This window comes from Pseudomonas sp. Leaf58 (assembly GCF_003627215.1).
Lineage (GTDB): Bacteria > Pseudomonadota > Gammaproteobacteria > Pseudomonadales > Pseudomonadaceae > Aquipseudomonas.
This window is the reverse complement of the sequence record NZ_CP032677.1, coordinates 1,245,813-1,270,172: the sequence shown is the minus strand read 5'-3', so window position 1 is coordinate 1,270,172 and position 24,360 is coordinate 1,245,813. Positions and strand designations below refer to the sequence as shown.

At 62.0% G+C, this 24,360-nt stretch carries 24 protein-coding genes; 5 read left to right on the top strand and 19 right to left on the bottom strand.

The window, feature by feature from the left end:
* Positions 1–209 precede the first annotated feature (209 nt).
* Complete coding sequence (locus DV532_RS05920; protein ID WP_056796490.1) at positions 210–629, top strand: quorum-sensing-regulated virulence factor family protein; 420 nt, start codon at positions 210–212, stop codon at positions 627–629.
* Positions 630–645: 16 nt separating this feature from the next.
* Here the strand turns inward: DV532_RS05920 and DV532_RS05915 are convergent, their stop codons facing one another.
* Positions 646–855, bottom strand: a complete 210-nt coding sequence (locus DV532_RS05915) for a hypothetical protein (RefSeq protein WP_056796488.1) — start codon at positions 853–855, stop codon at positions 646–648.
* 160 nt (positions 856–1,015) lie between these two features.
* Between DV532_RS05915 and DV532_RS05910 the strand changes: the two genes are divergently transcribed.
* The gene (locus DV532_RS05910) at positions 1,016–2,134 is read left to right on the top strand and encodes an LOG family protein (protein ID WP_056796485.1); all 1,119 of its coding nucleotides are present in this window, start codon (positions 1,016–1,018) and stop codon (positions 2,132–2,134) included.
* Between the two features lie 133 nt (positions 2,135–2,267).
* Here the strand turns inward: DV532_RS05910 and recX are convergent, their stop codons facing one another.
* The 3 genes from recX to DV532_RS05895 form a co-directional block, all read right to left on the bottom strand.
* Positions 2,268–2,738 carry a recombination regulator RecX gene (gene recX, locus DV532_RS05905; protein WP_056796482.1) on the bottom strand — a complete coding sequence of 157 codons (471 nt, stop codon included), beginning with the start codon at positions 2,736–2,738 and terminating at the stop codon, positions 2,268–2,270.
* Between the two features lie 19 nt (positions 2,739–2,757).
* Positions 2,758–3,825 carry a recombinase RecA gene (gene recA / locus DV532_RS05900; protein WP_056796480.1) on the bottom strand — a complete coding sequence of 356 codons (1,068 nt, stop codon included), beginning with the start codon at positions 3,823–3,825 and terminating at the stop codon, positions 2,758–2,760.
* 103 nt (positions 3,826–3,928) lie between these two features.
* Positions 3,929–4,411, bottom strand: coding sequence for a CinA family protein (locus tag DV532_RS05895; RefSeq protein WP_056796477.1), 483 nt, complete (start codon positions 4,409–4,411; stop codon positions 3,929–3,931).
* 152 nt (positions 4,412–4,563) lie between these two features.
* Between DV532_RS05895 and mutS the strand changes: the two genes are divergently transcribed.
* A complete protein-coding gene (gene mutS / locus DV532_RS05890; protein WP_056796474.1) occupies positions 4,564–7,137 on the top strand; it encodes a DNA mismatch repair protein MutS in 2,574 nt (857 codons plus the stop codon).
* A 140-nt stretch (positions 7,138–7,277) separates the two neighbouring features.
* On the top strand, positions 7,278–7,601 hold the full coding sequence (gene fdxA, locus DV532_RS05885; protein WP_056796471.1) for a ferredoxin FdxA: 324 nt from the start codon (positions 7,278–7,280) through the stop codon (positions 7,599–7,601).
* Positions 7,602–8,139: 538 nt separating this feature from the next.
* On the opposite strand, the gene rpoS is transcribed toward fdxA, so the two are convergent.
* From rpoS to DV532_RS05845, 8 genes are all read right to left on the bottom strand, one after another.
* Positions 8,140–9,147 carry an RNA polymerase sigma factor RpoS gene (gene rpoS / locus DV532_RS05880; protein WP_003252351.1) on the bottom strand — a complete coding sequence of 336 codons (1,008 nt, stop codon included), beginning with the start codon at positions 9,145–9,147 and terminating at the stop codon, positions 8,140–8,142.
* Positions 9,148–9,255: 108 nt separating this feature from the next.
* Positions 9,256–10,113, bottom strand: coding sequence for a peptidoglycan DD-metalloendopeptidase family protein (locus DV532_RS05875; RefSeq protein WP_056796468.1), 858 nt, complete (start codon positions 10,111–10,113; stop codon positions 9,256–9,258).
* Between the two features lie 219 nt (positions 10,114–10,332).
* On the bottom strand, positions 10,333–10,971 hold the full coding sequence (locus DV532_RS05870) for a protein-L-isoaspartate(D-aspartate) O-methyltransferase (RefSeq protein WP_162241111.1): 639 nt from the start codon (positions 10,969–10,971) through the stop codon (positions 10,333–10,335).
* Between the two features lie 35 nt (positions 10,972–11,006).
* Entirely contained in the window at positions 11,007–11,756 is a 750-nt protein-coding gene (surE, locus tag DV532_RS05865; protein WP_056796463.1) for a 5'/3'-nucleotidase SurE, read from the bottom strand.
* Positions 11,744–12,802, bottom strand: a complete 1,059-nt coding sequence (gene truD, locus DV532_RS05860) for a tRNA pseudouridine(13) synthase TruD (RefSeq protein ID WP_056796460.1) — start codon at positions 12,800–12,802, stop codon at positions 11,744–11,746. Before truD ends, surE begins: the two co-directional genes overlap by 13 nt.
* A complete protein-coding gene (gene ispF, locus DV532_RS05855) occupies positions 12,799–13,272 on the bottom strand; it encodes a 2-C-methyl-D-erythritol 2,4-cyclodiphosphate synthase (protein WP_056796457.1) in 474 nt (157 codons plus the stop codon). The genes truD and ispF overlap by 4 nt, the downstream gene beginning before the upstream one ends.
* Before the next feature lie 142 nt (positions 13,273–13,414).
* Entirely contained in the window at positions 13,415–14,269 is an 855-nt protein-coding gene (fghA, locus tag DV532_RS05850; protein WP_056796455.1) for an S-formylglutathione hydrolase, read from the bottom strand.
* A gap of 8 nt (positions 14,270–14,277) precedes the next feature.
* Positions 14,278–15,390 carry an S-(hydroxymethyl)glutathione dehydrogenase/class III alcohol dehydrogenase gene (locus DV532_RS05845; RefSeq protein WP_056796452.1) on the bottom strand — a complete coding sequence of 371 codons (1,113 nt, stop codon included), beginning with the start codon at positions 15,388–15,390 and terminating at the stop codon, positions 14,278–14,280.
* A gap of 107 nt (positions 15,391–15,497) precedes the next feature.
* Here DV532_RS05845 and DV532_RS05840 point away from each other — a divergent pair, with 107 nt between their 5' ends.
* A complete protein-coding gene (locus DV532_RS05840) occupies positions 15,498–16,394 on the top strand; it encodes a LysR substrate-binding domain-containing protein (protein ID WP_056796450.1) in 897 nt (298 codons plus the stop codon).
* 115 nt (positions 16,395–16,509) lie between these two features.
* Here the strand turns inward: DV532_RS05840 and ispD are convergent, their stop codons facing one another.
* From ispD to accA, 7 genes are all read right to left on the bottom strand, one after another.
* Positions 16,510–17,217 carry a 2-C-methyl-D-erythritol 4-phosphate cytidylyltransferase gene (gene ispD, locus DV532_RS05835; protein WP_056796447.1) on the bottom strand — a complete coding sequence of 236 codons (708 nt, stop codon included), beginning with the start codon at positions 17,215–17,217 and terminating at the stop codon, positions 16,510–16,512.
* A complete protein-coding gene (gene ftsB / locus DV532_RS05830) occupies positions 17,214–17,495 on the bottom strand; it encodes a cell division protein FtsB (RefSeq protein ID WP_004576849.1) in 282 nt (93 codons plus the stop codon). The genes ispD and ftsB overlap by 4 nt, the downstream gene beginning before the upstream one ends.
* Positions 17,496–17,689: 194 nt before the next feature.
* Positions 17,690–18,979 (bottom strand): phosphopyruvate hydratase, encoded by a 1,290-nt coding sequence (gene eno, locus DV532_RS05825; RefSeq protein ID WP_056796445.1) that lies wholly within the window; start codon positions 18,977–18,979, stop codon positions 17,690–17,692.
* 155 nt (positions 18,980–19,134) lie between these two features.
* Positions 19,135–19,980, bottom strand: coding sequence for a 3-deoxy-8-phosphooctulonate synthase (gene kdsA / locus DV532_RS05820; protein ID WP_056796442.1), 846 nt, complete (start codon positions 19,978–19,980; stop codon positions 19,135–19,137).
* A 3-nt stretch (positions 19,981–19,983) separates the two neighbouring features.
* Positions 19,984–21,612 (bottom strand): CTP synthase, encoded by a 1,629-nt coding sequence (locus DV532_RS05815; RefSeq protein WP_056796439.1) that lies wholly within the window; start codon positions 21,610–21,612, stop codon positions 19,984–19,986.
* 269 nt (positions 21,613–21,881) lie between these two features.
* A complete protein-coding gene (gene tilS / locus DV532_RS05810; protein WP_056796436.1) occupies positions 21,882–23,165 on the bottom strand; it encodes a tRNA lysidine(34) synthetase TilS in 1,284 nt (427 codons plus the stop codon).
* A 156-nt stretch (positions 23,166–23,321) separates the two neighbouring features.
* Entirely contained in the window at positions 23,322–24,269 is a 948-nt protein-coding gene (gene accA, locus DV532_RS05805) for an acetyl-CoA carboxylase carboxyl transferase subunit alpha (RefSeq protein WP_056796433.1), read from the bottom strand.
* Between the last annotated feature and the right edge of the window lie 91 nt (positions 24,270–24,360).

Here is a 24,360-nt window from a genome sequence, read left to right as displayed (position 1 = left end):
GGCCTCTGAACAGGTTGGGAATGCACACAAGGATGACTCGGAGAAAACAAGGGCGCCAGTCTACCAGAACAGGGGGCAATTGCTGTGCAGGTGGCAAGGCGGTCCTTATAATCGACGTTTACCGTGCCCGAATCTCGCGCCCGCGATTTTCACGGAACACCGTCGACCCGCGCCTGTCAAAGCGCCAGTCATCGAACCAGGAGAGATTCATGCTGCGCCTTATCGTCCCGACCCTGAGCCTGCTGCTCGCCCTGCCCCTGGCAGCCCAGGCGGCTTCAAAGCAGGATTACGACCTCAACAACATGCTGCAGAAGGTCGCCAAAGAGAGCAGTGTCGGCACCCCGCGCGCCATCAACGAGGATATCCTCGACCAAGGGTACACCGTGGAAGGCAAGGCCTTGGTCAACCACCTGAGCGTGCGCCAAGAGCACGCCGAGCGTATGCAGGCCAACCCCGCACAAGTACGCAGCCAACTGGGTGACAGCGTGTGCCGCAACGCCGGCTTTCGCAACCTGATGTCCAAAGGCGCGGTCATGGTCTACCGCTTCACGGTGTACAAGACCAACCAGCCGATCATGGACCAGGCTTTCGACAAAGCCAGCTGCATGGCCGGTAACAAGAAGAAGTAACGGTAGCGCTCAATCGCTAGACCTTTTCGTCCTCCCGGGTGCACCAGCGCCCTTCAGCAGCATCGGCACGCATCTCTGCCAGCAGCGCCTGCAAGTAGCGCGACTGGCACTCCAGCCCCGATAACCGGCGTCGGCACTCGGCCTCAAGGCTCAGGTGATGCACCTGGGCCGCATTTTCCAGCTGCTGGTATAGCTGCCGGTCCACCTCGATGATCAAGCGATGCATACCGCCACCTCCTGCATCGACACGTTTCGCTTCTCCAGTTAACCAAACCCGCATCGCCCGTGGCTATGTGCCGACGAGCGGCGCTGCGAAACGCCCCGGCACAATCGCGCGCGAGGGTCTAGATTGAGGTCATAGGTATTGATGCAGAAGGAGACGTTGCATGCCTTACCAATCGAATGACCTGCTGTTCAGCCACTTCCGCGATAACAACATCGACCTGAGCAACATCGACGCACAATTACAATTGGTGGCGCCAAACAGCCCCAACCTGCCGCTGTACCGCGACATGATGCTGACCATCCTGCGCATGGCCCATGACGACACCGACCGTTGGAGCGCCAAGATCACCCTGCAGGCCCTGCGCGAACTCGACCAATCGTTCCGAACCCTGGAGCGCTACAAGGGCCGACGCAAGGTGACCGTGTTCGGCTCGGCACGCACCCCACTGGAACACCCGATGTACGCCCTGGCACGAGAGCTTGGAGCTACCCTGGCGCGTTCCGACCTGATGGTCATCACCGGTGCCGGGGGCGGCATCATGGCCGCCGCCCATGAAGGCGCTGGCAGCGACCACAGCCTGGGTTTCAATATCACCCTCCCTTTCGAGCAACACGCCAACCCCACAGTGGGCGGTACCGACAAGCTGCTGCCGTTCCATTTCTTCTTCATCCGCAAGCTGTTTTTCGTCAAGGAAGCCGATGCCTTGGTACTGTGCCCAGGCGGCTTCGGCACCCTGGATGAAGCACTGGAGGTGCTGACCCTGATCCAGACCGGCAAGAGCCCGCTGGTACCGGTGGTGCTGCTCGATTCGCCGGGCGGAAGCTTTTGGCGCGACTGCCTGGACTTCATCAGCCGCCAGCTGGAAGAAAACCGCTACATCCTGCCCAGCGACCTGAAGCTGTTACGCTTGGTGTACAGCGCCGATGAAGCCGTGGAGGAAATTAACCAGTTCTACAGCAACTATCACTCCAGCCGCTGGCTGAAGAGCCAGTTCGTGATCCGCATGCTCCACCCGCTTAGCGAGGCGGCGCTGTATGACATCCAGGAAGGCTTTGCCGACTTGCGCCTGAGTGGCAAGTATCACCAACAAGCGGATAGCAGCGCCGAACACGAGGTGGGCAAATTCAGCCACCTGACGCGTTTGTCATTTGCCTTTAATGGCCGCGACCAGGGGCGCTTGCGTGAGCTGGTCGACTTTATCAACCTGCCGGAGAACTGGGCCAAACCGCAGCCCATGCATACCACGCAGCGGGCCAGGGATGCGTTGAAGGTCAGTTGATACCTGTGCCATTGGCACTGCGGGAGCGGGCTTGCCCGCGAAACATCCGACGGTGCCTGGCACCCGCTGCGCCGGTGTTCGCGGGCAAGCCCGCTCCTACAAGGATTTGCGCGGTTTAAGATTGGTTCGGGAGTCAGTAATCGTCGAGCTCACGCCCGCTGAGCAGGCGGCCGATCATATCCATGGGGAAACCCCGGTAAGCCAGAAAGCGGGTCTGTTGGGCGCGGCTGCGGGGGTCGAGGGGGCGCTGCCCGGCAAATTTGCGCTGCCACACCTCCCCCATACGCTCACCCCAATCGACATCGCTGTCGCGTAACGCCTGCTCGATATCAGCACGCGCCAAACCGCGCTGGCCTAACTCCTCGCGGATACGCAAAGGGCCATAGCCGGAACTGGAACGGTAGCGAATGAAGCTTTCGAGGTAGCGGGCTTCACTAAGCAGCCCTTCTTCGGCGAGCCGGTCGAGCTCAGGCTCGATCAGCTCGTCCGAAGCGCCGCGCTGACGCAATTTGCGCGTCAGCTCGACGCGACCGTGCTCGCGTCGCGCGAGCAGGTCCATGGCTGTCCGCCGGATGGCGACGGGGGTGTCGAGTACGGCGGACATTCAGCTATCTACCGCGCAATCAATAACCGGCGTCAGCGTCAGCCATGTCGTCGGCATCAGCTTCGGCAGCAGCAGCTTTGCTGGCTTCAGCAGCAGCACCTGCTTTCAGCAGCTTCTCACGAATCTGCTTCTCGATTTCGGCACCAATCGCCGGGTTCTCCGCCAGGTACTTGGCAGCGTTAGCTTTACCTTGACCGATCTTGTTGCCCTGATAGGCGTACCAGGCACCCGACTTCTCGACCAGACCCTGGGATACACCCAGGTCGATGATCTCGCCGTTACGGTAGATACCCTTGCCGTAAAGAATCTGGAACTCAGCCTGACGGAACGGAGGCGATACCTTGTTCTTGACGATTTTGACGCGGGTTTCGCTGCCGACCACCTCGTCGCCTTCCTTGACCGCGCCGGTACGGCGGATGTCCAGACGCACCGAGGCGTAGAACTTCAGGGCGTTACCACCGGTGGTGGTCTCCGGGCTGCCAAACATCACACCGATCTTCATGCGGATCTGGTTAATGAAGATAACCAGGCAGTTGGCATTCTTGATGTTACCGGTGATTTTGCGCAGCGCCTGGGACATCAGGCGAGCCTGCAGACCCACGTGCATGTCACCCATCTCGCCTTCGATCTCGGCCTTGGGCACCAGCGCGGCCACGGAGTCGACGATGATCACGTCGACGGCGTTGGAACGCACCAGCATGTCGGTGATTTCCAGGGCCTGTTCACCGGTGTCCGGCTGCGAAACCAGCAGGTCGTCGACGTTGACGCCCAGCTTGCCGGCGTACTCTGGGTCGAGGGCGTGTTCGGCGTCGACGAAGGCGCAAGTAGCACCGTTCTTCTGGGCTTCGGCGATGACCGACAGGGTCAGCGTGGTTTTACCCGACGATTCCGGGCCGTAGATCTCGACGATACGGCCTTTTGGCAAGCCGCCGATACCAAGGGCGATATCCAGGCCAAGGGAGCCGGTGGAAATAGCCGGAATGCCTTGACGCTCCTGGTCACCCATGCGCATGACCGCGCCTTTACCGAATTGGCGTTCGATCTGACCCAGGGCCGCAGCCAAGGCGCGCTTCTTGTTGTCGTCCATTGAAATCCTCACGTGTTCGACGTGGCCCTGACGGCCGGAATACCTGTATAAGTAGCCAGTATTATTCCACAGGCAGGCGCCCACGCAAACCCCTGTCGTCGATTTACTCGGCCCCAAGCTGTAACAAGCCGTCTAACGCAGCGATCACCGTTTGTCGGCGCACCGCCTCGCGGTCGCCGTCGAACTGGCGGCGCTCGCTGAACACCTGGTTGCCGTCACCCCAGGCCAGCCACACGGTACCCACTGGCTTGGCAGGCGAACCACCGTCCGGCCCGGCTACGCCGCTCACTGCCACCGCAAAGCGCGCACCGCTGGCGGCCTGAGCGCCGCGGACCATGGCTTCGACCACTTCCTGGCTGACCGCCCCCACTTGGCCGAACAACGCCGCGGGCACCCCCAACTGGCGGGTTTTCTGGGTGTTTGAATACGTTACGTAACCGGCCTCGAACCAGGCCGAGCTGCCAGGCACGCGGGTAATGGCTTCGGCAATACCACCGCCGGTGCAGGATTCGGCGGTGGTCACCTGCGCATTGAAGCGACGCAGGTGTTCACCCAGGCGGGTGGAGAGCGTGGTGATCGGGTCCATGTCGGGCTCCTTGGAGGCTAGGTAGTCACCCTATCATCCCGGCAGCCTTCTAGTGTGCATCGCCCCAACCCAAGCGCCTGCAACGCAACAAAAAAGCCTGTACCATTACCGGTTTACCATCGCCAACCAGATCACCCGCTGTAAGGCCCTGAATGTCTGATCTCTCCGCACACACACCGATGATGCAGCAGTACTGGAAGCTGAAAAGCCAGCACCCGGACCAGCTGATGTTCTACCGCATGGGCGACTTCTACGAGATCTTCTACGAAGATGCGAAGAAGGCCGCGAAACTGCTGGATATCACCCTGACCGCCCGCGGTCAGTCGGCCGGTCAGTCCATCCCCATGTGCGGAATTCCTTTCCATTCGCTGGAAGGCTACCTGGCCAAGCTAGTCAAGCTCGGCGAATCGGTGGTGATCTGCGAGCAGATTGGCGACCCGGCCACCAGCAAGGGCCCGGTTGAACGCCAGGTGGTGCGCATTATTACCCCTGGCACGGTCAGCGACGAGGCTCTGCTCGACGAGCGCCGCGACAACCTGATCGCCGCGCTGCTCGGTGACGAGCGCCTGTTCGGCCTGGCTGTGCTGGACATCACCAGCGGCAACTTCAGCGTGCAGGAAATCAAGGGCTGGGAAAACCTGCTGGCCGAACTCGACCGCCTCAATCCGGTGGAGCTGTTGATCCCCGATGACTGGCCGCGCGACCTGCCCGCCGAAAAACGCCCCGGCGCCCGCCGCCGTGCGCCCTGGGACTTCGACCGCGACTCCGCGCGCAAGGCCCTGTGCCAGCAGTTCGCAACCAAGGACCTCAAGGGTTTTGGCTGCGACAAGCTGACCTTGGCCATCGGCGCCGCCGGCTGCCTGCTGACCTACGCCAAGGAAACCCAGCGCACCGCCCTGCCGCACCTGCGCAGCCTGCGCCACGAGCGCTTGGACGACACGGTCATCCTCGACGGCGCCAGCCGCCGCAACCTGGAACTGGACATCAACCTGGCCGGTGGCCGTGATAACACCCTGCAGTCGGTGATCGACCGCTGCCAGACCGCCATGGCCAGCCGCCTGCTGACCCGCTGGTTGAACCGTCCGTTGCGCGACCTCAAGGTGCTGCAGGCACGCCAGTCCTCCATCAGTTGCCTGCTCGACAGCTACCGCTTCGAGAAGCTGCAGCCGCAGCTCAAGGAAATTGGCGATATCGAGCGGATCCTCGCCCGTATCGGCCTGCGCAACGCCCGCCCACGCGACTTGGCACGCCTGCGCGATGCCTTGGGCGCGTTGCCCGAACTGCAAAACGCCATGGCCGAACTGGAGGCGCCGCACCTGGCGCGCCTGGCCGCCATTACCGGCACCTATCCCGAGCTAGCCAGCCTGCTGGAGCGGGCGATCATCGACAACCCGCCGGCGGTTATCCGCGATGGCGGCGTGCTCAAGGCCGGCTATGACAACGAACTGGACGAGTTGCTGGCAATCAGCGAGAACGCCGGCCAGTTCCTGATCGACCTGGAAGCCCGAGAAAAGGCCCGCACCGGCCTGGCCAACCTCAAGGTGGGCTACAACCGCGTGCACGGCTACTTCATCGAGCTGCCGACCAAGCAGGCCGAACAGGCCCCCGGCGACTACATCCGCCGGCAGACACTCAAGGGCGCCGAGCGCTTCATCACTCCCGAGCTGAAGGCATTCGAGGACAAGGCATTGTCGGCCAAGAGCCGCGCCCTGGCCCGCGAAAAGATGCTCTACGACGCCTTGCTCGAAACCCTGATCAGCCACTTGGCACCGCTGCAGGACAGCGCCGCCGCCCTGGCCGAACTGGACGTGCTCAGCAACCTGGCCGAACGTGCGTTGAACCTCGATTTGAACTGCCCGCGCTTTGTCGATGAGCCGTGCCTACGCATCGAGCAGGGCCGCCACCCGGTGGTAGAACAGGTATTGACCACGCCGTTCGTGGCCAACGACCTGAGCCTGGACAACAGCACGCGCATGCTGATCATTACCGGCCCGAACATGGGTGGTAAGTCCACCTACATGCGCCAGACCGCCCTGATCGTGCTGCTGGCCCACATTGGCAGCTACGTGCCGGCGAGCCGTTGCGAGCTGTCACTGGTCGACCGCATCTTCACCCGCATCGGCTCAAGCGACGACTTGGCCGGCGGCCGCTCGACCTTCATGGTCGAAATGAGCGAAACCGCCAATATCCTGCACAACGCCACCGACCGCAGCCTGGTGCTGATGGACGAAGTGGGCCGTGGCACCAGCACCTTCGACGGCCTGTCGCTGGCCTGGGCCGCCGCCGAGCGCCTGGCCCAGCTGCGCGCCTACACGCTGTTCGCCACGCACTACTTTGAACTAACCGTGCTGCCGGAGAGCGAACCGCTGGTGGCCAACGTGCACCTGAACGCCACCGAGCACAACGAGCGTATTGTCTTCCTGCACCACGTGCTGCCTGGGCCTGCCAGCCAAAGCTACGGCCTGGCCGTGGCGCAGTTGGCGGGTGTGCCGGCGCCAGTGATCCTGCGCGCACGCGAGCACCTGGGCCGCCTGGAAACCACCAGCTTGCCCCATGAAGCGCCCGCGGCCAAAAAGGCCAAGGACGAGCCGCAAGTCCCGCATCAAAGCGACCTGTTCGCCAGCCTGCCGCACCCGGCCATCGACAAGCTGGGCAAGCTGGACCTGGACGACATGACCCCGCGTCAAGCTATCGAAATGCTATATCAACTAAAGAACCTGTTATAACGGCGACCACTACAAGCTGGTAGAATCCGCCGCGGTTTGCTGGTGCTGCAGGTTATTAGCCTGGCCTGCAGCCAAATACCCGTAAACCGCGCGGCCCTGAGAGGAAGGGCCGCCGCCGTTGCCTGAGGAGAGAACTAGAAATGACCTTCGTCGTCACCGACAACTGCATCAAATGCAAATACACCGACTGCGTGGAAGTCTGTCCGGTGGACTGCTTCTACGAAGGCCCGAACTTCCTGGTCATTCACCCGGACGAGTGCATCGACTGCGCCCTGTGCGAGCCGGAGTGCCCAGCGCAAGCCATTTTCTCGGAAGACGAAGTGCCTACGGGCATGGAAAACTTCATCGAGCTGAACGCTGAACTGGCGGAAATCTGGCCAAACATCACCGAGCGTAAGGATGCCCTGCCGGACGCTGAAGAGTGGGACGGCAAGACCGGTAAGATCGAACAGCTGGAGCGCTGATAGCGCCCGGACACAAAAAAGGCCCCTCGGGGCCTTTTTCGTTTTTCTGCGGGCAAAAAAAGGGGCGGTTTGACCCGCCCACATTTTTTTCCGTAGTCCCTGCTTGTCCCAAACATCATCCTGATGAAATCGCTTCTTGCGATGTCCCTGGCTTTCGTCCTGAAAGCCTGTGCATGTCCCTGTGCACAGTTCGAATACTAGCGGGTTGAGCCGGGCGGACAAGCGCGAAAGCTCACAGGGTGTTGCGAGGGACACACTTCCACACAGGCGAATAAGCCAAGTATTTCAATGGGTTGGAAAAAGGCAGGATATGAAAGCGGCAATGATTTACTGACGCTTACATAGATAGCTTACAAAACAAGTAAGCAAAGGCTTACACGCAATGTTACTGGGGTAGCGCGGTACATATTCGACAGCTGCTCTGCCTATCAATATTTTTGGACGTTGCGCCTGCCCGGCCATACCCAATGAAAAGCCTTTTTACGCCACATACAAAAACGCCCCGAGGTTATCGGGGCGCTCTGTTTACCGGCGTTGACTACTGGAACAACGACTCACTGGACAAACCGTTCTTCTCCAGGATCTCGCGCAAGCGCTTGAGCCCCTCTACCTGTATCTGCCGCACCCGCTCACGGGTTAGGCCGATTTCCAGGCCAACATCTTCCAACGTACTGCTTTCATGCCCACGCAGGCCAAAGCGACGCACCACCACTTCACGCTGCTTGTCAGTCAGCTCACCCAGCCACTGGTCGATGCTCTGTGACAGGTCGTCATCCTGCAACAGTTCGCACGGATCGGTCGGGCGGTCATCGGTCAGGGTGTCGAGCAGGGTTTTGTCCGAATCTGGGCCGAGCGACACATCCACCGAAGACACCCGCTCGTTTAGCCCGAGCATGCGCTTGACCTCAGCGACTGGTTTCTCCAGCAGCGTGGCGATTTCTTCTGGCGAGGGTTCGTGGTCCAGTTTCTGGGTCAACTCACGCGCCGCGCGCAGGTAGACGTTCAGCTCTTTGACCACGTGGATGGGCAGGCGAATGGTGCGGGTCTGGTTCATGATTGCCCGCTCGATGGTCTGGCGAATCCACCAGGTCGCATAGGTCGAAAAACGGAAACCACGCTCCGGGTCAAACTTCTCGACCGCACGGATCAACCCCAGGTTGCCCTCTTCGATCAGATCGAGCAGCGACAGGCCGCGGTTGACGTAACGACGAGCAATTTTTACAACCAGGCGCAGGTTGCTTTCGATCATGCGCTTGCGGCCGGCAGGGTCGCCTTTTTGCGACAGGCGCGCGAAGTGCACTTCCTCTTCCGGCGAAAGCAGAGGCGAGAATCCTATCTCGTTGAGATACAGCTGGGTGGCATCGAGCGCCCGGCTGTAATCGATGTACTTGTGTTGCTTGAGTGAAGAGCCTGACTTGGCCCTCGTCCGAACCGAAGATACAGCAGGTTCGTCTGACACCACATCCGTTTCCAAAACGATGCCCGTCTCCATCAGGAGGACGTCATCGTCGATGTCAAACTCCGGCACTTCTTTACTGAGAGCCATTGTTATAGTCCTTTGCTGAGTTCGAACTCAGACTCGAGCGGCACCTATATCCTTGGCAGCGCTGGAGCCTGTCCCCTCTACATCACAGGAACAGACAAGGTACAACGGTCAACGACGTGGCAGGAACTGGAGTGGATCGACGGGTTTACCCTGGCGGCGAATCTCGAAATGCAGCTTCACCCGATCTGTGCCCGTGGACCCCATTTCAGCAATCGACTGCCCTGCCTTGACCTGCTGCCCCTCCCGAACCAACAGCCTGCGGTTATGACCGTAGGCACTGACGTAGGTGTCGCTGTGCTTGATGATGACCAGCTCGCCGTAGCCCCTCAAACCACTCCCGGCGTAAACCACCGCACCATCAGACGCAGCAAAAACAGGCTGTCCCAAATCACCGGCGATATCAATGCCTTTATTCAAACTACCGTTTGAAGCGAATTTTCCAATAACCACGCCGTTGGCAGGCCAAGTCCAGCCGCCCACCGCGCGCTCCGCGGCGGGCACGGTGGCAACCACCGGGGCGCTACTGGAGGCTGTCGGCGTGGCCGGTTTGCCGGGGCTAGCAGGTGCCGTGACGGTGCTCCCCACAGGCCGCCGGATGACCGTGGTCTTGCTCGACGACGAGGGGCTGGACACCACCGTGGTGGTGCCCGTAGCGCCGCTGCTGAAACGAATCGGTTGCCCCGGGCGAATGGTATAAGGCGCCGGGATACCGTTGCGGGCCGCCAGCTCCTTGTAGTCCCAGCCATAGCGGAAGGCGATGGAGAACAACGTATCACCAGGTTTGACGATGTACTGCCCAGAAGTCACCGCCGGCCGCTTGGGCACGGTGGTATTGCGGTCGACCACCCGCGCGCTGTTACTGCTGGTGCTTGAGCAACCCACCAGTATCGTGCCCATGGCCAGTGCAATCACCAGAAGCTTGAAACCCGAGCCGTCCTTGCGCTGCCGAATGACTGTGTGACCCACCCGCGCTCCCCTCATGGTGCCGAAAACGATATGAAGACAAGAAATGCAATAATGTTGCAATTATAACCAAGCCTGGCCGCATTGGCAGGACCGGTAAAAGGCTGCTGTGAAGCCCGGTACAAACTGTGCGCTAGCGCTTGGCCCCGCCAGATAGACAGGGCGATACGGCAGGAATTCGCCACCCGCGGAAAAATACCGCGTGGCTCTTACCCGCACAGCTCAGGCCAACGGACCGTTGAGCAGCGGTACGAAGCGCACGGCCCCCAGTACACGGCGGGAGAACCCATGCTCTTCACGCACGATCAGCATAAGTTGCTGAGTTTCGCCAGCCGGCCCCACGGGGATCACCAGGCGGCCGCCGGGTGCCAGTTGGTCAAGCAGCGCCTGCGGTACTTCCGGTGCCACGGCGGTAACGATGATGCCGTTGTACGGCGCCAGCGCCGGCCAACCCTCGCAACCGTCGCCCCAGCGGAACACCACGTTGCGCAGGTTCAACTCCACCAGGCGTTCCTTGGCCCGGTCCTGCAAAACCTTGATGCGCTCCACCGAGAACACCCGCTCGACCAGTTGCGCCAGGATCGCCGTTTGGTAGCCCGAACCGGTACCGATCTCCAGCACTTTGTCCAGCGGCCCGGCTTCGAGCAGCAGCTCGCTCATGTGGGCGACCATGAACGGTTGTGAAATGGTCTGGTTGTGGCCGATCGGCAGCGCCGTGTCTTCATAGGCACGGTGCGCCAGTGCCTCGTCGACGAACAGATGGCGTGGGGTACGACGGATCACGTCGAGCACCTTGGTATTCGAAACGCCCTCCTCGCACAGACGCTGGATCAGCCGCTCCCGCGTCCGCTGGGAAGTCATACCGATGCCTCGCCGCAGCATATCGTCCTCGCGCATCAGAGCAGGCCCTCCAGCCAACCGTCGAGCTGCTCGAAGGCATCACTGAAGGTGCGATCGAGCTGCAGCGGGGTGATCGATACGTAGCCTTGCATCACCGCGTGGAAGTCGGTGCCCGGGCCGCCATCCTCGGCATCGCCGGCAACGGCGATCCAGTAACCTTCCTTACCCCGCGGGTTGACCACCTTGGTCGGCGCCGCCGCCCGCGCCCGGTGACCCAGGCGGGTGAGCTGGATACCGCGAATGTGCTCCAGCGGCAGGTTGGGGATGTTGACGTTGAGCACGGTGCGGGGCGGCAACGCCAGGCGCGACTGCGCCTCGACCAGGCGGCGGGCGATGTAGGCAGCCGCCGGCAGGTTATCCGGCTGGCGCGACAACAGCGAAAACGCCAGCGAAGTTCCACCGAGGAAACGGCCCTCGAGCGCCGCCGCGACGGTGCCCGAATACAGCACGTCATCGCCCAGGTTGGCCCCGAGGTTGATCCCCGACACGACCATGTCCGGTGCCTGCGGCAACAGCCCATTGAGCCCCAAGTGCACGCAGTCGGTCGGCGTGCCGTTGAGGCTGATGAAGCCATTGGCCAGGGTTTGCGGGTGCAGGGGCCGGTCTAGCGTCAGCGAACTGCTGGCGCCACTCTTGTCTTGATCCGGGGCGATCACCACGCACTCGGCATAATCCGCCAGCGCAGCATGTAGCGCGGCGATGCCGGGAGCGGTAACACCGTCGTCGTTCGAAATCAGAATACGCATGGGCTGTCCGTCTGCCCTACCGACACCAGATCCACGACTTCGCGCACCACCACGGTGGCGAAGCATCCGGCCGGAAGGACGAATTCCAGTTGCAGGATATCAGGCTCCGGATAATGCCACGTCAGGCCGCCAATAGGGAGCCGCAGAATACGCCGTTCGTGATCCATCCCCGCCAGGGCCAACCACTGGCAAAGTGCCGGCTGCTGTGCGGCGATCACGCCCTCTAGTTCCGCGGTGTTGCCCGCAGCCGGCGAATCACCTGCCCCCCACAGTGGGCCGGTCGGATGCAGGTCAAGGATAGCTAGCCGAGGATCGGAACATTCCGACTCCCCTGCTGGAAAGAAGCTACGACTGGTGGTGAATGCCAACAGGTCGCCCACCTGCGCACGCGCCCAGCTACCCTCGGCCACACGGGCGGCCAGCACCTGGTTGAACAGGTAGCTGCGCCCGGCCGAGAGCAACCGCGAACGCACGTTACGCTGTTCGGGCAGGGCCTTGCGTGCAGCCCAATCGAGGGCGTCGTAGACGTTGCCGCCGGCGTGGCCGAAGCGCTGGGTGCCGAAATAGTTGGGCACGCCCTGCTGCTTCAGCTGTTCCAGGCGCGCATCGACGGCCTGGTGATCAGCGGCCAGGGCGGTGAGGCGCAGGGTAAAACCGTTGGCCGAATGCGCGCCGCGCTGCAACTTGCGCTGGTGGCGCAACTGTTTTAGCACGCGCAGGTTGGCGTCCTCGGCTCGCGACAGGTCTGGGTCGGCTTTACCCGGCAGGTGCAGGCTGAACCATTGCCGGGTCAGGGCCTGGCGGTCCTTCAGCCCGGCGTAGCTGATCGCCCGCACCGGCACACCCGCAGCGCGGGCCAGGCGGCGAGCGGCCTCTTCGGTGTTCAGGTCACGCTTCTCGACCCACAGCCACAGGTGTTCGCCCTGGCCGGACAGCGGGATATCCAACACTTCGTCGACTTGGAAGTCTTCAGCCACTGCCTTGAGGACGGCAGTGCCTAGCGGTTCGCCCGATGCGCGCGGGCCCAGCAGTTCCAGTTCGGTCATGCTGGCAGCAGCAGGGCTACCGCATGCACGGCGATACCCTCCTCACGGCCGGCGAAGCCCAGCTTCTCGGTGGTGGTGGCTTTGACGTTGACCTGGTCGAGTTCGACCTGCAGGTCTTCGGCAATCAGCTGGCGCATGGTCTCGATATGTGGGGCCATCTTCGGCGCCTGGGCGACGATGGTGGCGTCGACGTTACCGACCTTCCAGCCCTTGGCCTGGACAATGCTGAGCACATGGCGCAGTAACACACGGCTGTCTGCGCCCTTGAACTGCGGGTCGGTGTCGGGGAAGTGCTTGCCGATATCACCCAGCGCGGCCGCGCCAAGCAAAGCATCGCTCAGGGCGTGCAGCAGCACGTCGCCGTCGGAGTGGGCCAGGAGGCCGTATTTGTGGGGGATACGCACCCCGCCCAGGGTAATGAAATCACCGTCGCAGAAACGGTGCACATCGTAGCCGTGGCCAATACGCATAAAAAAACGCCCTGAATGAGTCAGGGCGTGATTCTACCTGCATTTGGAGCTGCAAGCTGCAAGCTGCAAGCCATAAGCAAAAGCGGACCGGCTTGCAGGCTGCTGTTACTTGACGTTTGCAGCTTGAGCCTCGCAGCTCTGCTTATACCCGCCCCAACGCCATCGCGTGATGGCGCAGGTGTTCCTCGATGAAGCTGGCGATGAAGTAGTAACTGTGGTCATAGCCAGGCTGCAGGCGCAGGGTCAGTTCATGCCCCCCTTTGCGTGCCGCCTGCTCCAGCGCTTCAGGCTTGAGCTGCTTCTCGAGGAAGTCGTCGCGGTCGCCTTGGTCCACCAGCAATGGCGGGCACTCTCCAGCCGGGGTCTCGGCCAGCAGCACGCTGGCATCCCACTCGCGCCAACGCGCACGGTCGTCACCCAGGTAGCGGCTGAAGGCCTTTTCACCCCACGGGCAATCCATCGGGTTGCTGATCGGCGAAAACGCCGACACCGATCGGTAGCGCCCTGGGTTGCGCAAGGCGCACACCAAGGCGCCATGCCCGCCCATGGAATGGCCGCTGATACTGCGCTCGGCCGACGCCGGGAAGTGCGCCTCGATCAGGGCAGGCAACTCCTCCACCACATAGTCATGCATGCGGTAGTGCTGAGCCCAGGGTTGCTGGGTGGCATTGAGGTAAAAGCCGGCACCCAGGCCGAAGTCCCAGGCACCATCGGGGTCGCCAGGCACCTGCTCGCCACGCGGGCTGGTGTCGGGGGCAACGATGATCAGGCCCAGCTCGGCGGCCAGGCGCTGGGCGCCGGCCTTCTGCATGAAGTTCTCGTCGGTGCAGGTGAGACCACTGAGCCAGTACAGCACCGGCAGCTTCTCGCCCTGCTCGGCCTGCGGTGGCAAATAGACCGCGAACACCATGTCGCAACCCAGCACCTTGGAGTGATGCCGGTAACGCTTGTGCCAGCCGCCGAAGCTTTTCTGGCAGGAGATGTTATCCAGGCTCATGGTTAACCTCAGAAGTGGATCACGCTGCGAATGCTCTTGCCTTCGTGCATCAGGTCGAAGGCTTTGTTGATGTCCTCCAGGCCCATGGTATGGGTGATGAAGGTATCCAGCGGGATCTCGCCGTTCTCGGCCATTTCCACATAGCTTGGCAGCTCGCTGCGGCCACGCACGCCACCGAACGCCGAACCGCGCCAGACGCGGCCAGTGACCAGCTGGAACGGACGGGTAGCGATTTCCTGGCCGGCACCGGCCACACCGATAATCACCGACTCACCCCAGCCCTTGTGGCAGCACTCCAGCGCCGCACGCATCAGTTGGACGTTGCCGATGCACTCGAAGGAGAAGTCCACGCCACCGTCGGTGAGGTCGACGATCACTTCCTGGATCGGGCGGTCGTAGTCTTTCGGGTTGATGCAGTCGGTGGCGCCCAGTTGGCGAGCGATCTCGAACTTGGCCGGGTTGATGTCGATGGCAATGATGCGCGAGGCCTTGGCCTTGACCGCACCGATCACCGCCGACAGGCCAATGCCGCCGAGGCCGAAGATAGCCACGGTGTCACCCGCTTTGACCTTGGCGGTGTTGAGCACCGCACCGATACCGGTGGTGACACCACAGCCCAGCAGGCAGACCTTTTCCAGCGGTGCTTCTTTCTGGATCTTGGCCACGGAGATTTCTGGCAGCACGGTGTACTCGGAGAAGGTCGAGGTACCCATGTAGTGGAACAGTTGCTGACCTTTGTAGGAGAAGCGCGTGGTGCCGTCCGGCATCAAGCCCTTGCCCTGGGTGGCACGGATGGCCTGGCACAGGTTGGTCTTGCCCGAGAGGCAGAACTTGCACTTGCCGCACTCCGGGGTATACAGCGGAATGACGTGATCGCCCACGGCAACCGAAGTCACACCCTCGCCCACCGCTTCGACGATCGCGCCACCTTCGTGACCGAGGATCGACGGGAAGATGCCTTCCGGGTCAGCGCCAGACAGGGTGTAAGCGTCGGTGTGGCAGACACCGCTGGCGACCACACGCAGCAGCACCTCGCCTGCCTTGGGCATGGCCACGTCGACTTCGACGATTTCCAGGGGTTTCTTGGCTTCGAAGGCTACGGCAGCACGGGACTTGATCATCAAAGGTCTCCAGACAGAGGGTCGATTCAGTCTGGCAGTGTAATTCACCGCCTTTTGATGAATAATCCGGCCAAAGACAAAACATTATTGCCATGCAGGGATAATCCATGAGTAGCCGGTGGGAAGGCATCGACGAATTCGTCGCCGTGGCTGAGTCGGGCCAGTTCACGGCAGCCGCCGAGCGCCTGGGCGTTTCGTCGTCGCACATCAGCCGGCAGGTCGCCCGGCTGGAAGAGCGGCTGCAAACGCGCCTGCTGTACCGCAGTACTCGCCGGGTGACCTTGAGCGAGGCTGGGCAGACGTTTCTGCAACATTGCCAGCGCCTACTGGATGGCCGCGAGGAAGCCTTGCGCGCCATGGGCGACCTGGCCAGCGAACCCAAGGGGCTGCTGCGCATGACCTGTGCGGTGGCCTATGGCGAGCGCTTCATCGTGCCGCTGGTAACGCGGTTCATGGCCTTGTACCCACAGTTACGGGTGGATGTGGAACTGAGCAACCACAGCCTAGACCTGGTGCACGAGGGGCTGGACCTGGCCATTCGCCTGGGCCGGCTGGCCGACTCTCGGCTGGTGGCCACTCGCCTGGCGCCTCGGCGCATGTACCTGTGTGCCTCACCGGCCTATCTGGAGCGTTATGGCCGGCCGCATAGCCTGTCGGAACTGACGCGGCACAATTGTCTGGTCGGCAGTTCCGACGTGTGGGCGCTGCAGCAGGACGGCCGCGAGATCAGCCAGCGGGTGCAGGGCAACTGGCGCTGTAACAGTGGCCAGGCAGTGCTGGATGCAGCGTTGCAGGGTATGGGCTTGTGCCAGTTGCCGGATTATTACGTGCTGGAGCACCTGAACAGCGGTGCATTGGTGTCGTTGCTGGAGGGGCATCAGCCGCCGAATACCGCGGTGTGGGCGCTGTATCCGCAACAGCGGCATTTGTCGCCGAAGGTGCGGCGGTTGGTGGATTACCTGAAGGACGGGTTGGCAGGGTTGCCGGAGTATTGTTGTGGCTGAAGGGGTGTGTCACCCGTACTGGCCTCTTCACGGGCAAGCCCGCTTCTACAGTGCTAATGCGAACAGGTGTAGGAGCGGGTTTACCCGCGAAGAGGCCGGCCCAGGAATGTGAAACTCAGCGGCGCCCGGCCCAACGTTGGCGCAACCATTCCAGGTCTTCCGGGCGGGTCACCTTGATGTTGTCGCTGCGCCCTTCAACTAGTTTTGGCGCCTGGCCAGACCATTCGATGGCCGAGGCTTCATCAGTTACCACGACATCCGATACCAGGCACTCGGCCAGCGCCCGGTGCAAGGCCCCCAGGCGGAACATCTGCGGCGTATAAGCCTGCCAGATGGTGCTGCGGTCTACGGTAGCGCTCACCCGGCCATTGCCGTCGGCCCGCTTGAGGGTATCGCGCGCCGGCACCGCCAGCAGGCCACCCACCGGGTCGTCCGCCAGCACCGATAACAGCTTGTCCAGGTCGCTACGTGCCAGGTTCGGTCGCGCGGCATCGTGCACCAGCACCCAATCGCTGTCCGCCGCCCCTTGGGCATGCAGCAACAACAAGGCATTGAGCACCGAGTCGGCACGCTCGCGGCCCCCTGTCGCGCGCTGGATGCGCGGGTCACTGGCACAGCGCAAGGCCGGCCAGTACGGGTCATCTTCAGCAATGCTAACCACCACGCCGTCAAGCGTCGGGTGGCCCAGAAAACAGTCGAGACTGTGCTCCAGAATGGTCTTGCCGGCCAGCTCCAGGTACTGCTTGGGGCGGTCGGCAGCCATGCGGGCACCAACGCCTGCGGCAGGAATCACGGCCCAGAAGGCCGGTAACGTTTCGATCATTTTTGTGGCAACTGGAAGAGGGTTTCGCCCTCTTTGACCATTCCCAATTCATGGCGAGCCCGTTCTTCAACGGTCTCCATGCCTTTTTTCAGTTCCAGCACTTCAGCATCCAGCACCCGGTTACGCTCGAGCAAACGCTCGTTTTCGGCATGCTGATCGGCAATCTGCTGCTTCAGCTCGGTCACTTGCGCCAGGCTGCCGTTACCCACCCACAGGCGGTACTGCAGGCCACCGAGCAGCAGGAGCAGGACGAGGAACAACCAATAAGGACTGCGCATCAAGGTATCCAGGTTAAAAAGACCGCCGCACACTGTTCAGTTCTGGGGTTCAGTGCTGGTATTCAGTTCGGGATCTCGAATAGCACGAAGCCTGGCCGAGGCCAGGCTTCGTCGACAGAAACCCGTTGGAACATAGGAAAATTCTGTACGAACGTTCCTACAGCTCCGGCTGCTGTCTTTTTACCATCTCTTGCTTAGCCGCGAAACTCGGCACGACCACGGTAAACCGCTTTGGCGCCCAGTTGCTCTTCGATGCGCAGCAGCTGGTTGTACTTGGAAACGCGGTCGGAACGGCACAGCGAGCCGGTCTTGATCTGGCCAGCAGCGGTACCCACGGCCAGGTCGGCAATGGTCGAGTCTTCGGTTTCACCGGAGCGGTGCGAGATCACTGCGGTGTAGCCAGCAGCCTTGGCCATCTGGATGGCTTCCAGGGTTTCGGTCAGCGAGCCGATCTGGTTGAACTTGATCAGGATCGAGTTACCGATGCCCTTCTCGATGCCTTCCTTGAGGATCTTGGTGTTGGTCACGAACAGGTCGTCGCCAACCAGCTGCACCTTTTCACCGATTTTGTCGGTGAGGATCTTCCAGCCAGCCCAGTCGGACTCGTCCAGGCCGTCTTCGATCGAGATGATCGGGAAGCGCTCGGTCAGGCCCTTCAGGTATTCGGCGAAACCTTCGGCGTCGAACGACTTGCCTTCGCCGGACAGGTTGTACTTGCCGTCTTCGTAAAATTCAGACGCGGCGCAGTCCAGGGCCAGGGTCACGTCGGTGCCCAGCTTGTAGCCGGCTTTCTCGACGGCTTCGGCAATGGCGGCCAGGGCGTCTTCGTTGGAAGCCAGGTTAGGGGCGAAACCACCTTCGTCACCCACGGCGGTGTTCAGGCCACGGGCCTTGAGCACGGCTTTGAGGTGGTGGAAGATCTCGGTGCCCATGCGCAGCCCGTCGGAGAAGGTCTTGGCGCCAACCGGCTGAACCATGAACTCCTGGATGTCGACGTTGTTGTCGGCGTGCTCGCCACCGTTGATGATGTTCATCATTGGGACCGGCATCGAGTACTGGCCCGGGGTGCCGTTCAGGTTGGCGATGTGCGCGTACAACGGCAGGTCCTGGTCCTGAGCAGCAGCCTTGGCAGCAGCCAGGGAAACGGCCAGGATGGCGTTGGCGCCCAGCTTGGCTTTGTTCTCGGTACCGTCCAGTTCGATCATGGCGCGGTCCAAGGCCTTTTGGTCAGCTGGGTCCTTGCCCAGCAGCAGGTCACGGATCGGGCCATTGATGTTGGCGACGGCCTTCAGCACGCCCTTGCCCAGGTAACGGCTCTTGTCGCCATCACGCAGCTCCAGCGCTTCGCGCGAGCCAGTGGAAGCACCGGACGGCGCGCAGGCGCTGCCGATGATGCCGTTGTCGAGCAGTACATCGGCTTCCACGGTGGGGTTGCCACGCGAGTCGAGAACTTCACGACCTTTGATGTCGACGATTTTTGCCATTGTTGTAAGCACTCCAGAATTGACGAAAACAACGCAGCTTTTTAGGAAATCCTTGCCCTTTGCCAGGCAGTCACGCAGTAGGCAGGCCTGGCGCAAGCGCCCCCTGACTGGCAGGTCAGGGTAGAACGGGCGCTACTTTACCCGAGAAATGAGCTTTACGCGGTCTCTACCGTCGGAAAACTTTTCACCAGCTCATCCAATTGCTTGAGCTGGGCCAGGAATGGTTCCAGCTTGTCCAGGCGCAACGCGCATGGGCCATCGCATTTGGCATTATCAGGATCGGGGTGGGCCTCGAGGAACAACCCGGCCAACCCCTGGCTCATACCGGCCTTGGCCAGGTCGGTGACCTGGGCACGGCGGCCGCCTGCAGAATCGCTGCGACCACCCGGCATTTGCAGGGCATGGGTCACATCGAAGAATACGGGGTACTCGAACTGCTTCATGATGCCGAAGCCAAGCATGTCGACTACCAGGTTGTTGTAACCAAAACTTGAACCACGCTCACACAGTATCAAGCGGTCGTTGCCTGCCTCTACGCACTTGGCCAGGATGTGTCGCATTTCCTGGGGCGAAAGAAACTGGGCCTTCTTGATGTTGATCACTGCACCGGTTCGGGCCATCGCCACAACCAGGTCGGTCTGGCGCGACAGGAAGGCCGGCAACTGGATGATGTCGCAGACCTTGGCCACCGGTTCGCATTGGTAGGGTTCGTGCACGTCGGTAATGACCGGCACCTTGAAGGTTTGCTTGATCTCTTCGAAGATCTTCAGGCCTTCTTCCATGCCCGGGCCACGGAACGAATGCACCGACGAACGGTTGGCCTTGTCGAAACTGGCCTTGAACACGTACGGGATACCGAGTTTCTCGGTCACCCGCACGTAGGCTTCGCAGACCTTCAGCGCCAGGTCACGGGACTCCAGGACATTCATGCCGCCGAACAGGACGAACGGCTTGTCGTTGGCGATCTCGATGTTACCGACGCGGAGGGTCTTCTGGCTCATGGCTCAGCCCTTGTTCTTCTGCACCAGGGCCGCCTTGACGAAACCACTGAACAGCGGGTGGCCGTCACGCGGGGTGGAAGTGAATTCCGGGTGGAACTGGCAAGCGACGAACCATGGGTGGTCCTTGGACTCGACCACTTCCACCAGCGCGCCATCTTCGGAGCGGCCCGATACCACCAGGCCAGCTTCGACCAGTTGCGGCAGCAGGTTGTTGTTCACTTCGTAGCGATGGCGGTGGCGCTCGGTGATTACGTCCTTGCCGTAGCAGTCGTGCACCTTGGAGCCGGCGGCCAGCTGGCAGTCCTGTGCACCCAGGCGCATGGTGCCGCCCAGGTCGGAAGCTTCGTTACGGGTCTCTACGGCACCGGTGGCATCGGCCCACTCGGTGATCAGGCCAACGACCGGGTGGCCGCTGCTGCGGTCGAACTCGGTGGAGTTGGCGTCTTTCCAGCCCATCACGTTACGGGCGAATTCGATCACGGCAACCTGCATGCCCAGGCAGATACCCAGGTACGGCACTTTGTTTTCGCGGGCGTATTGCACCGCGGTGATCTTGCCTTCCACGCCGCGCAGGCCGAAACCGCCTGGCACCAGAATGGCATCGGCGCCTTCGAGCAGGCTGGTGCCCTGGTTCTCGATGTCTTCCGAGTCGATGTAACGCAGGTTGACCTTGGTACGGTTGGTGATGCCGGCGTGGCTCATCGCTTCGATCAGCGACTTGTACGCGTCCAGCAGCTCCATGTACTTGCCGACCATGGCGATGGTCACTTCGTGCTCAGGGTTGAGCTTGGCATCGACTACCTTGTCCCACTCGGACAGGTCGGCGCCATTGCACTGCAGGCCGAAGCGCTCGACGACGAAGTCATCCAGGCCCTGTGCGTGCAACACGCCTGGGATCTTGTAGATGGTGTCGACGTCTTCCAGCGAAATCACCGCACGTTCTTCAACGTTGGTGAACAACGCGATCTTGCGACGCGACGAGGCATCGACCGGGTGGTCGGAGCGGCAGATCAGCACGTCAGGCTGCAGGCCGATGGAGCGCAGTTCCTTGACCGAGTGTTGGGTCGGCTTGGTCTTGGTCTCGCCAGCGGTGGCGATGTACGGGACCAGGGTCAGGTGCATCAGCATGGCACGCTTGGAGCCCACTTCGACACGCAGCTGGCGGATAGCCTCGAGGAACGGCTGCGACTCGATGTCACCCACGGTACCGCCAATTTCCACCAGCGCCACGTCGGCATCGCCGGCACCCTTGATGATGCGGCGCTTGATTTCATCGGTGATGTGCGGGATGACCTGAATAGTAGCGCCCAGGTAATCACCACGACGCTCTTTACGCAGCACGTGCTCGTAGATACGGCCGGTGGTGAAGTTGTTGTTCTGGGTCATCGTGGTGCGGATGAACCGCTCGTAGTGGCCCAGGTCGAGGTCGGTCTCGGCGCCATCGTGGGTGACGAACACTTCACCGTGCTGGAACGGGCTCATGGTACCCGGATCGACGTTGATGTACGGATCCAGCTTGAGCATGGTGACCTTCAGGCCCCGCGCTTCCAGGATGGCCGCCAGGGAAGCCGAGGCAATGCCTTTCCCCAATGAAGAAACAACACCGCCCGTGACGAATATGTAGCGCGTCATGAAAAACCCTAGAAGTCTGCGTTAAGGCGGCCAGCGCCGCCGGAGAAAGCGAAGGAAGGCCGAAGCCCCCGATCACCTGCGTCTATCACAGTGCATCTCGAAAAACTGCCGCATGCGTACAGACCAGGGTAATCCCCGGCATGGAGCTCGCTCGTCATTTCCAGAATCAGCCCAGCAAAAAACTGCGTGGTAATCGGCAACTCCTGTGTTTTCGCGGAACCCACAGAAGTTGTATCAAGAAGGGAGGGTAGTCTACCGGAATGTACCCTTCAGCTCAAACCTTGCGCGTTCGTCGGTAACTGCCAGTGCAGCTGGCAATCGGCCTGCACCAGGCTGGGCATGTTGGCCACTGCCAGCAGGCGCTCGCCGCAATATAGCAGCGGCAGGCGCGCACGCACGAAGTGCGGCACCTGCTGCTCGTTGAGCAAGCGCTTGAGGTCGCGCCGGCCACGGCCGGGAAGGTCCAGCACTTCGCCGCCCTGGCGGTAGGCGATATGCAGGCCATCCAACGGTTCGCTGGCAACAAGGCGAACGCTACCGTTACCCGGCAACGCCAAGGGCTCGACGGGATCGACCCAGGCCAGCTGACCAGCGGGTAGCTGCAGCCAGTCACCGCTCAACCACCAGATACGCCCATGGCTGCGCAGCAGCTGCCCATCGGCAAGCTGCCAGACGGGCTGGGCATCGGCAGCGGCATCGCGCAGGCCCGCCCAGCCGGCCCAATGCCGTGTGTCGGGCAGGCGGGTGCGTCGGCTCAGCCAGTACTGCAAGGCATTGCGCTGGCGGGCGGGCGACAGCGCCAACAACACCGCCAGGTCGAGGGAATCCAGCCCAGGCCAGGCCAGCGGGGCGCCTTCCCCAGCCAACGCCAAATCGCCCCGTGCAAGCTCGTCCAACAGGCCGAGAGCCTCGCCCAGGTGCTCGGCGGCGCGGGCCAGGTTCTGCCGGGCCTGCGGCCAACGCTGCTGTAATTGCGGGAACACTTCACCGCGCAGGTAGTTACGGGCGAACTGTGTATCCGCGTTGGACGGGTCTTCGATCCAGGCCAGCCCATGAGCCTCGGCGTAGCCCTGCAACTGCTGACGGGAGCAACCCAGCAAGGGCCTGACCAGGCGGCCCTGCCCTAGCGCCCGTTGCCCCGGCATTGCCGCCAAACCACGCAGGCCGGCGCCGCGCAGCAGGCGAAACAGCAGGGTTTCGGCTTGGTCGTCGCGGTGCTGGCCGGTGAACAGGATGTCGCCTGGGCCTAGGGCTTGCTTGAAGGCTGCATAGCGGGCGTTGCGGGCAGCCTGTTCGAGGCTGGCGCCGGGGGTGACCTGGACGTATATGACCTTAAGTTCGATGCCGAGCTGGTCGCAGACGGCTTGGCAGTGCGCAGGCCAGGCGTCGGCGGCAGGTTGCAGGCCATGGTGGATGTGCAGGGCGCGCAGCGGGGGCGCGGCGTGGTTGCGGCCGTGGTCGGCCAGCAAGTGCAGGAGGACGGTGGAGTCGAGGCCGCCGGAAAAGGCGATGTACCAGTTTGGGGCGTTGAGCCAGGGGGTGAGGTTGATCATCTAGCCCTCGCTCGATTCAATAAAGCATTCGCGGCGGTTCGACGCCTCGACATGCCCGCTCCCACCGGTATGGCGCAAGCCGCGAGGGCAGCGCAATACCGGCGGGAGCGGGCGTGCCCGCGAACACCGGCGAAGCCGGTGCGATTCATTTCGCTATCAGAGGCCGTAGCTCATCAGGCGATCGTAACGACGGGCCAGCAGCGCGTCGTGGTCGAGTTTACCGAGCATGTCCAGCTGCTGCACCAGGTCGGCGCGGATGCTTTCAGACATTTTCGCCGGGTCACGGTGGGCGCCGCCCAGCGGCTCCTGGATCACCTTGTCGACGATGTTCAGGCTTTTCAGGCGCTCGGCGGTAATGCCCATGGCCTCGGCCGCGTCAGCCGCCTTGTCGGCAGTCTTCCACAGGATCGAAGCGCAACCTTCCGGCGAGATCACCGAGTAGGTGGAGTACTGCAGCATGTTCAGTTGGTCGCACACGCCAATGGCCAGTGCACCGCCAGAACCGCCCTCACCGATCACGGTGGCGATGATCGGGGTTTTCAGGCGCGCCATGACGCGTAGGTTCCAGGCAATGGCCTCGCTCTGGTTACGCTCTTCGGCGTCGATGCCTGGGTAGGCACCCGGGGTGTCGATGAAGGTCAGGATCGGCATCTTGAAGCGCTCGGCCATTTCCATCAGGCGGCAGGCCTTGCGGTAGCCTTCTGGGCGCGGCATACCGAAGTTGCGGCGCACCTTCTCGCGCACTTCACGGCCCTTCTGGTGGCCAATGACCATGACTGGCTTGCCATCCAGGCGCGCGGTACCACCCACAATGGCGGCGTCATCGGAGAAGTGGCGGTCACCGTGCAGTTCTTCGAACTCGGTGAAGATGTGCTCCAGGTAGTCCAGGGTGTAGGGACGACGTGGATGACGCGCCAGGCGGGCGATCTGCCAGCTGGTCAGGTTGCTGAAGATGCTTTCGGTCAGGGTACTGCTCTTGTCTTGCAGACGGGCAATTTCATCGCTGATGTTCAGCGAGTTGTCGTTGCCCACCAGGCGCAGGCCTTCGATCTTGGCTTGCAGGTCGGCAATCGGCTGTTCGAAATCGAGAAAATTCGGGTTCATAGTCATCCGTCTTGGGTCTACGGCCAGGCGGCCGGCCGGTTGATCCGTTTGGCGCCATACCTTAAGGGATCAGGCGCATTCAGGTCGAGAT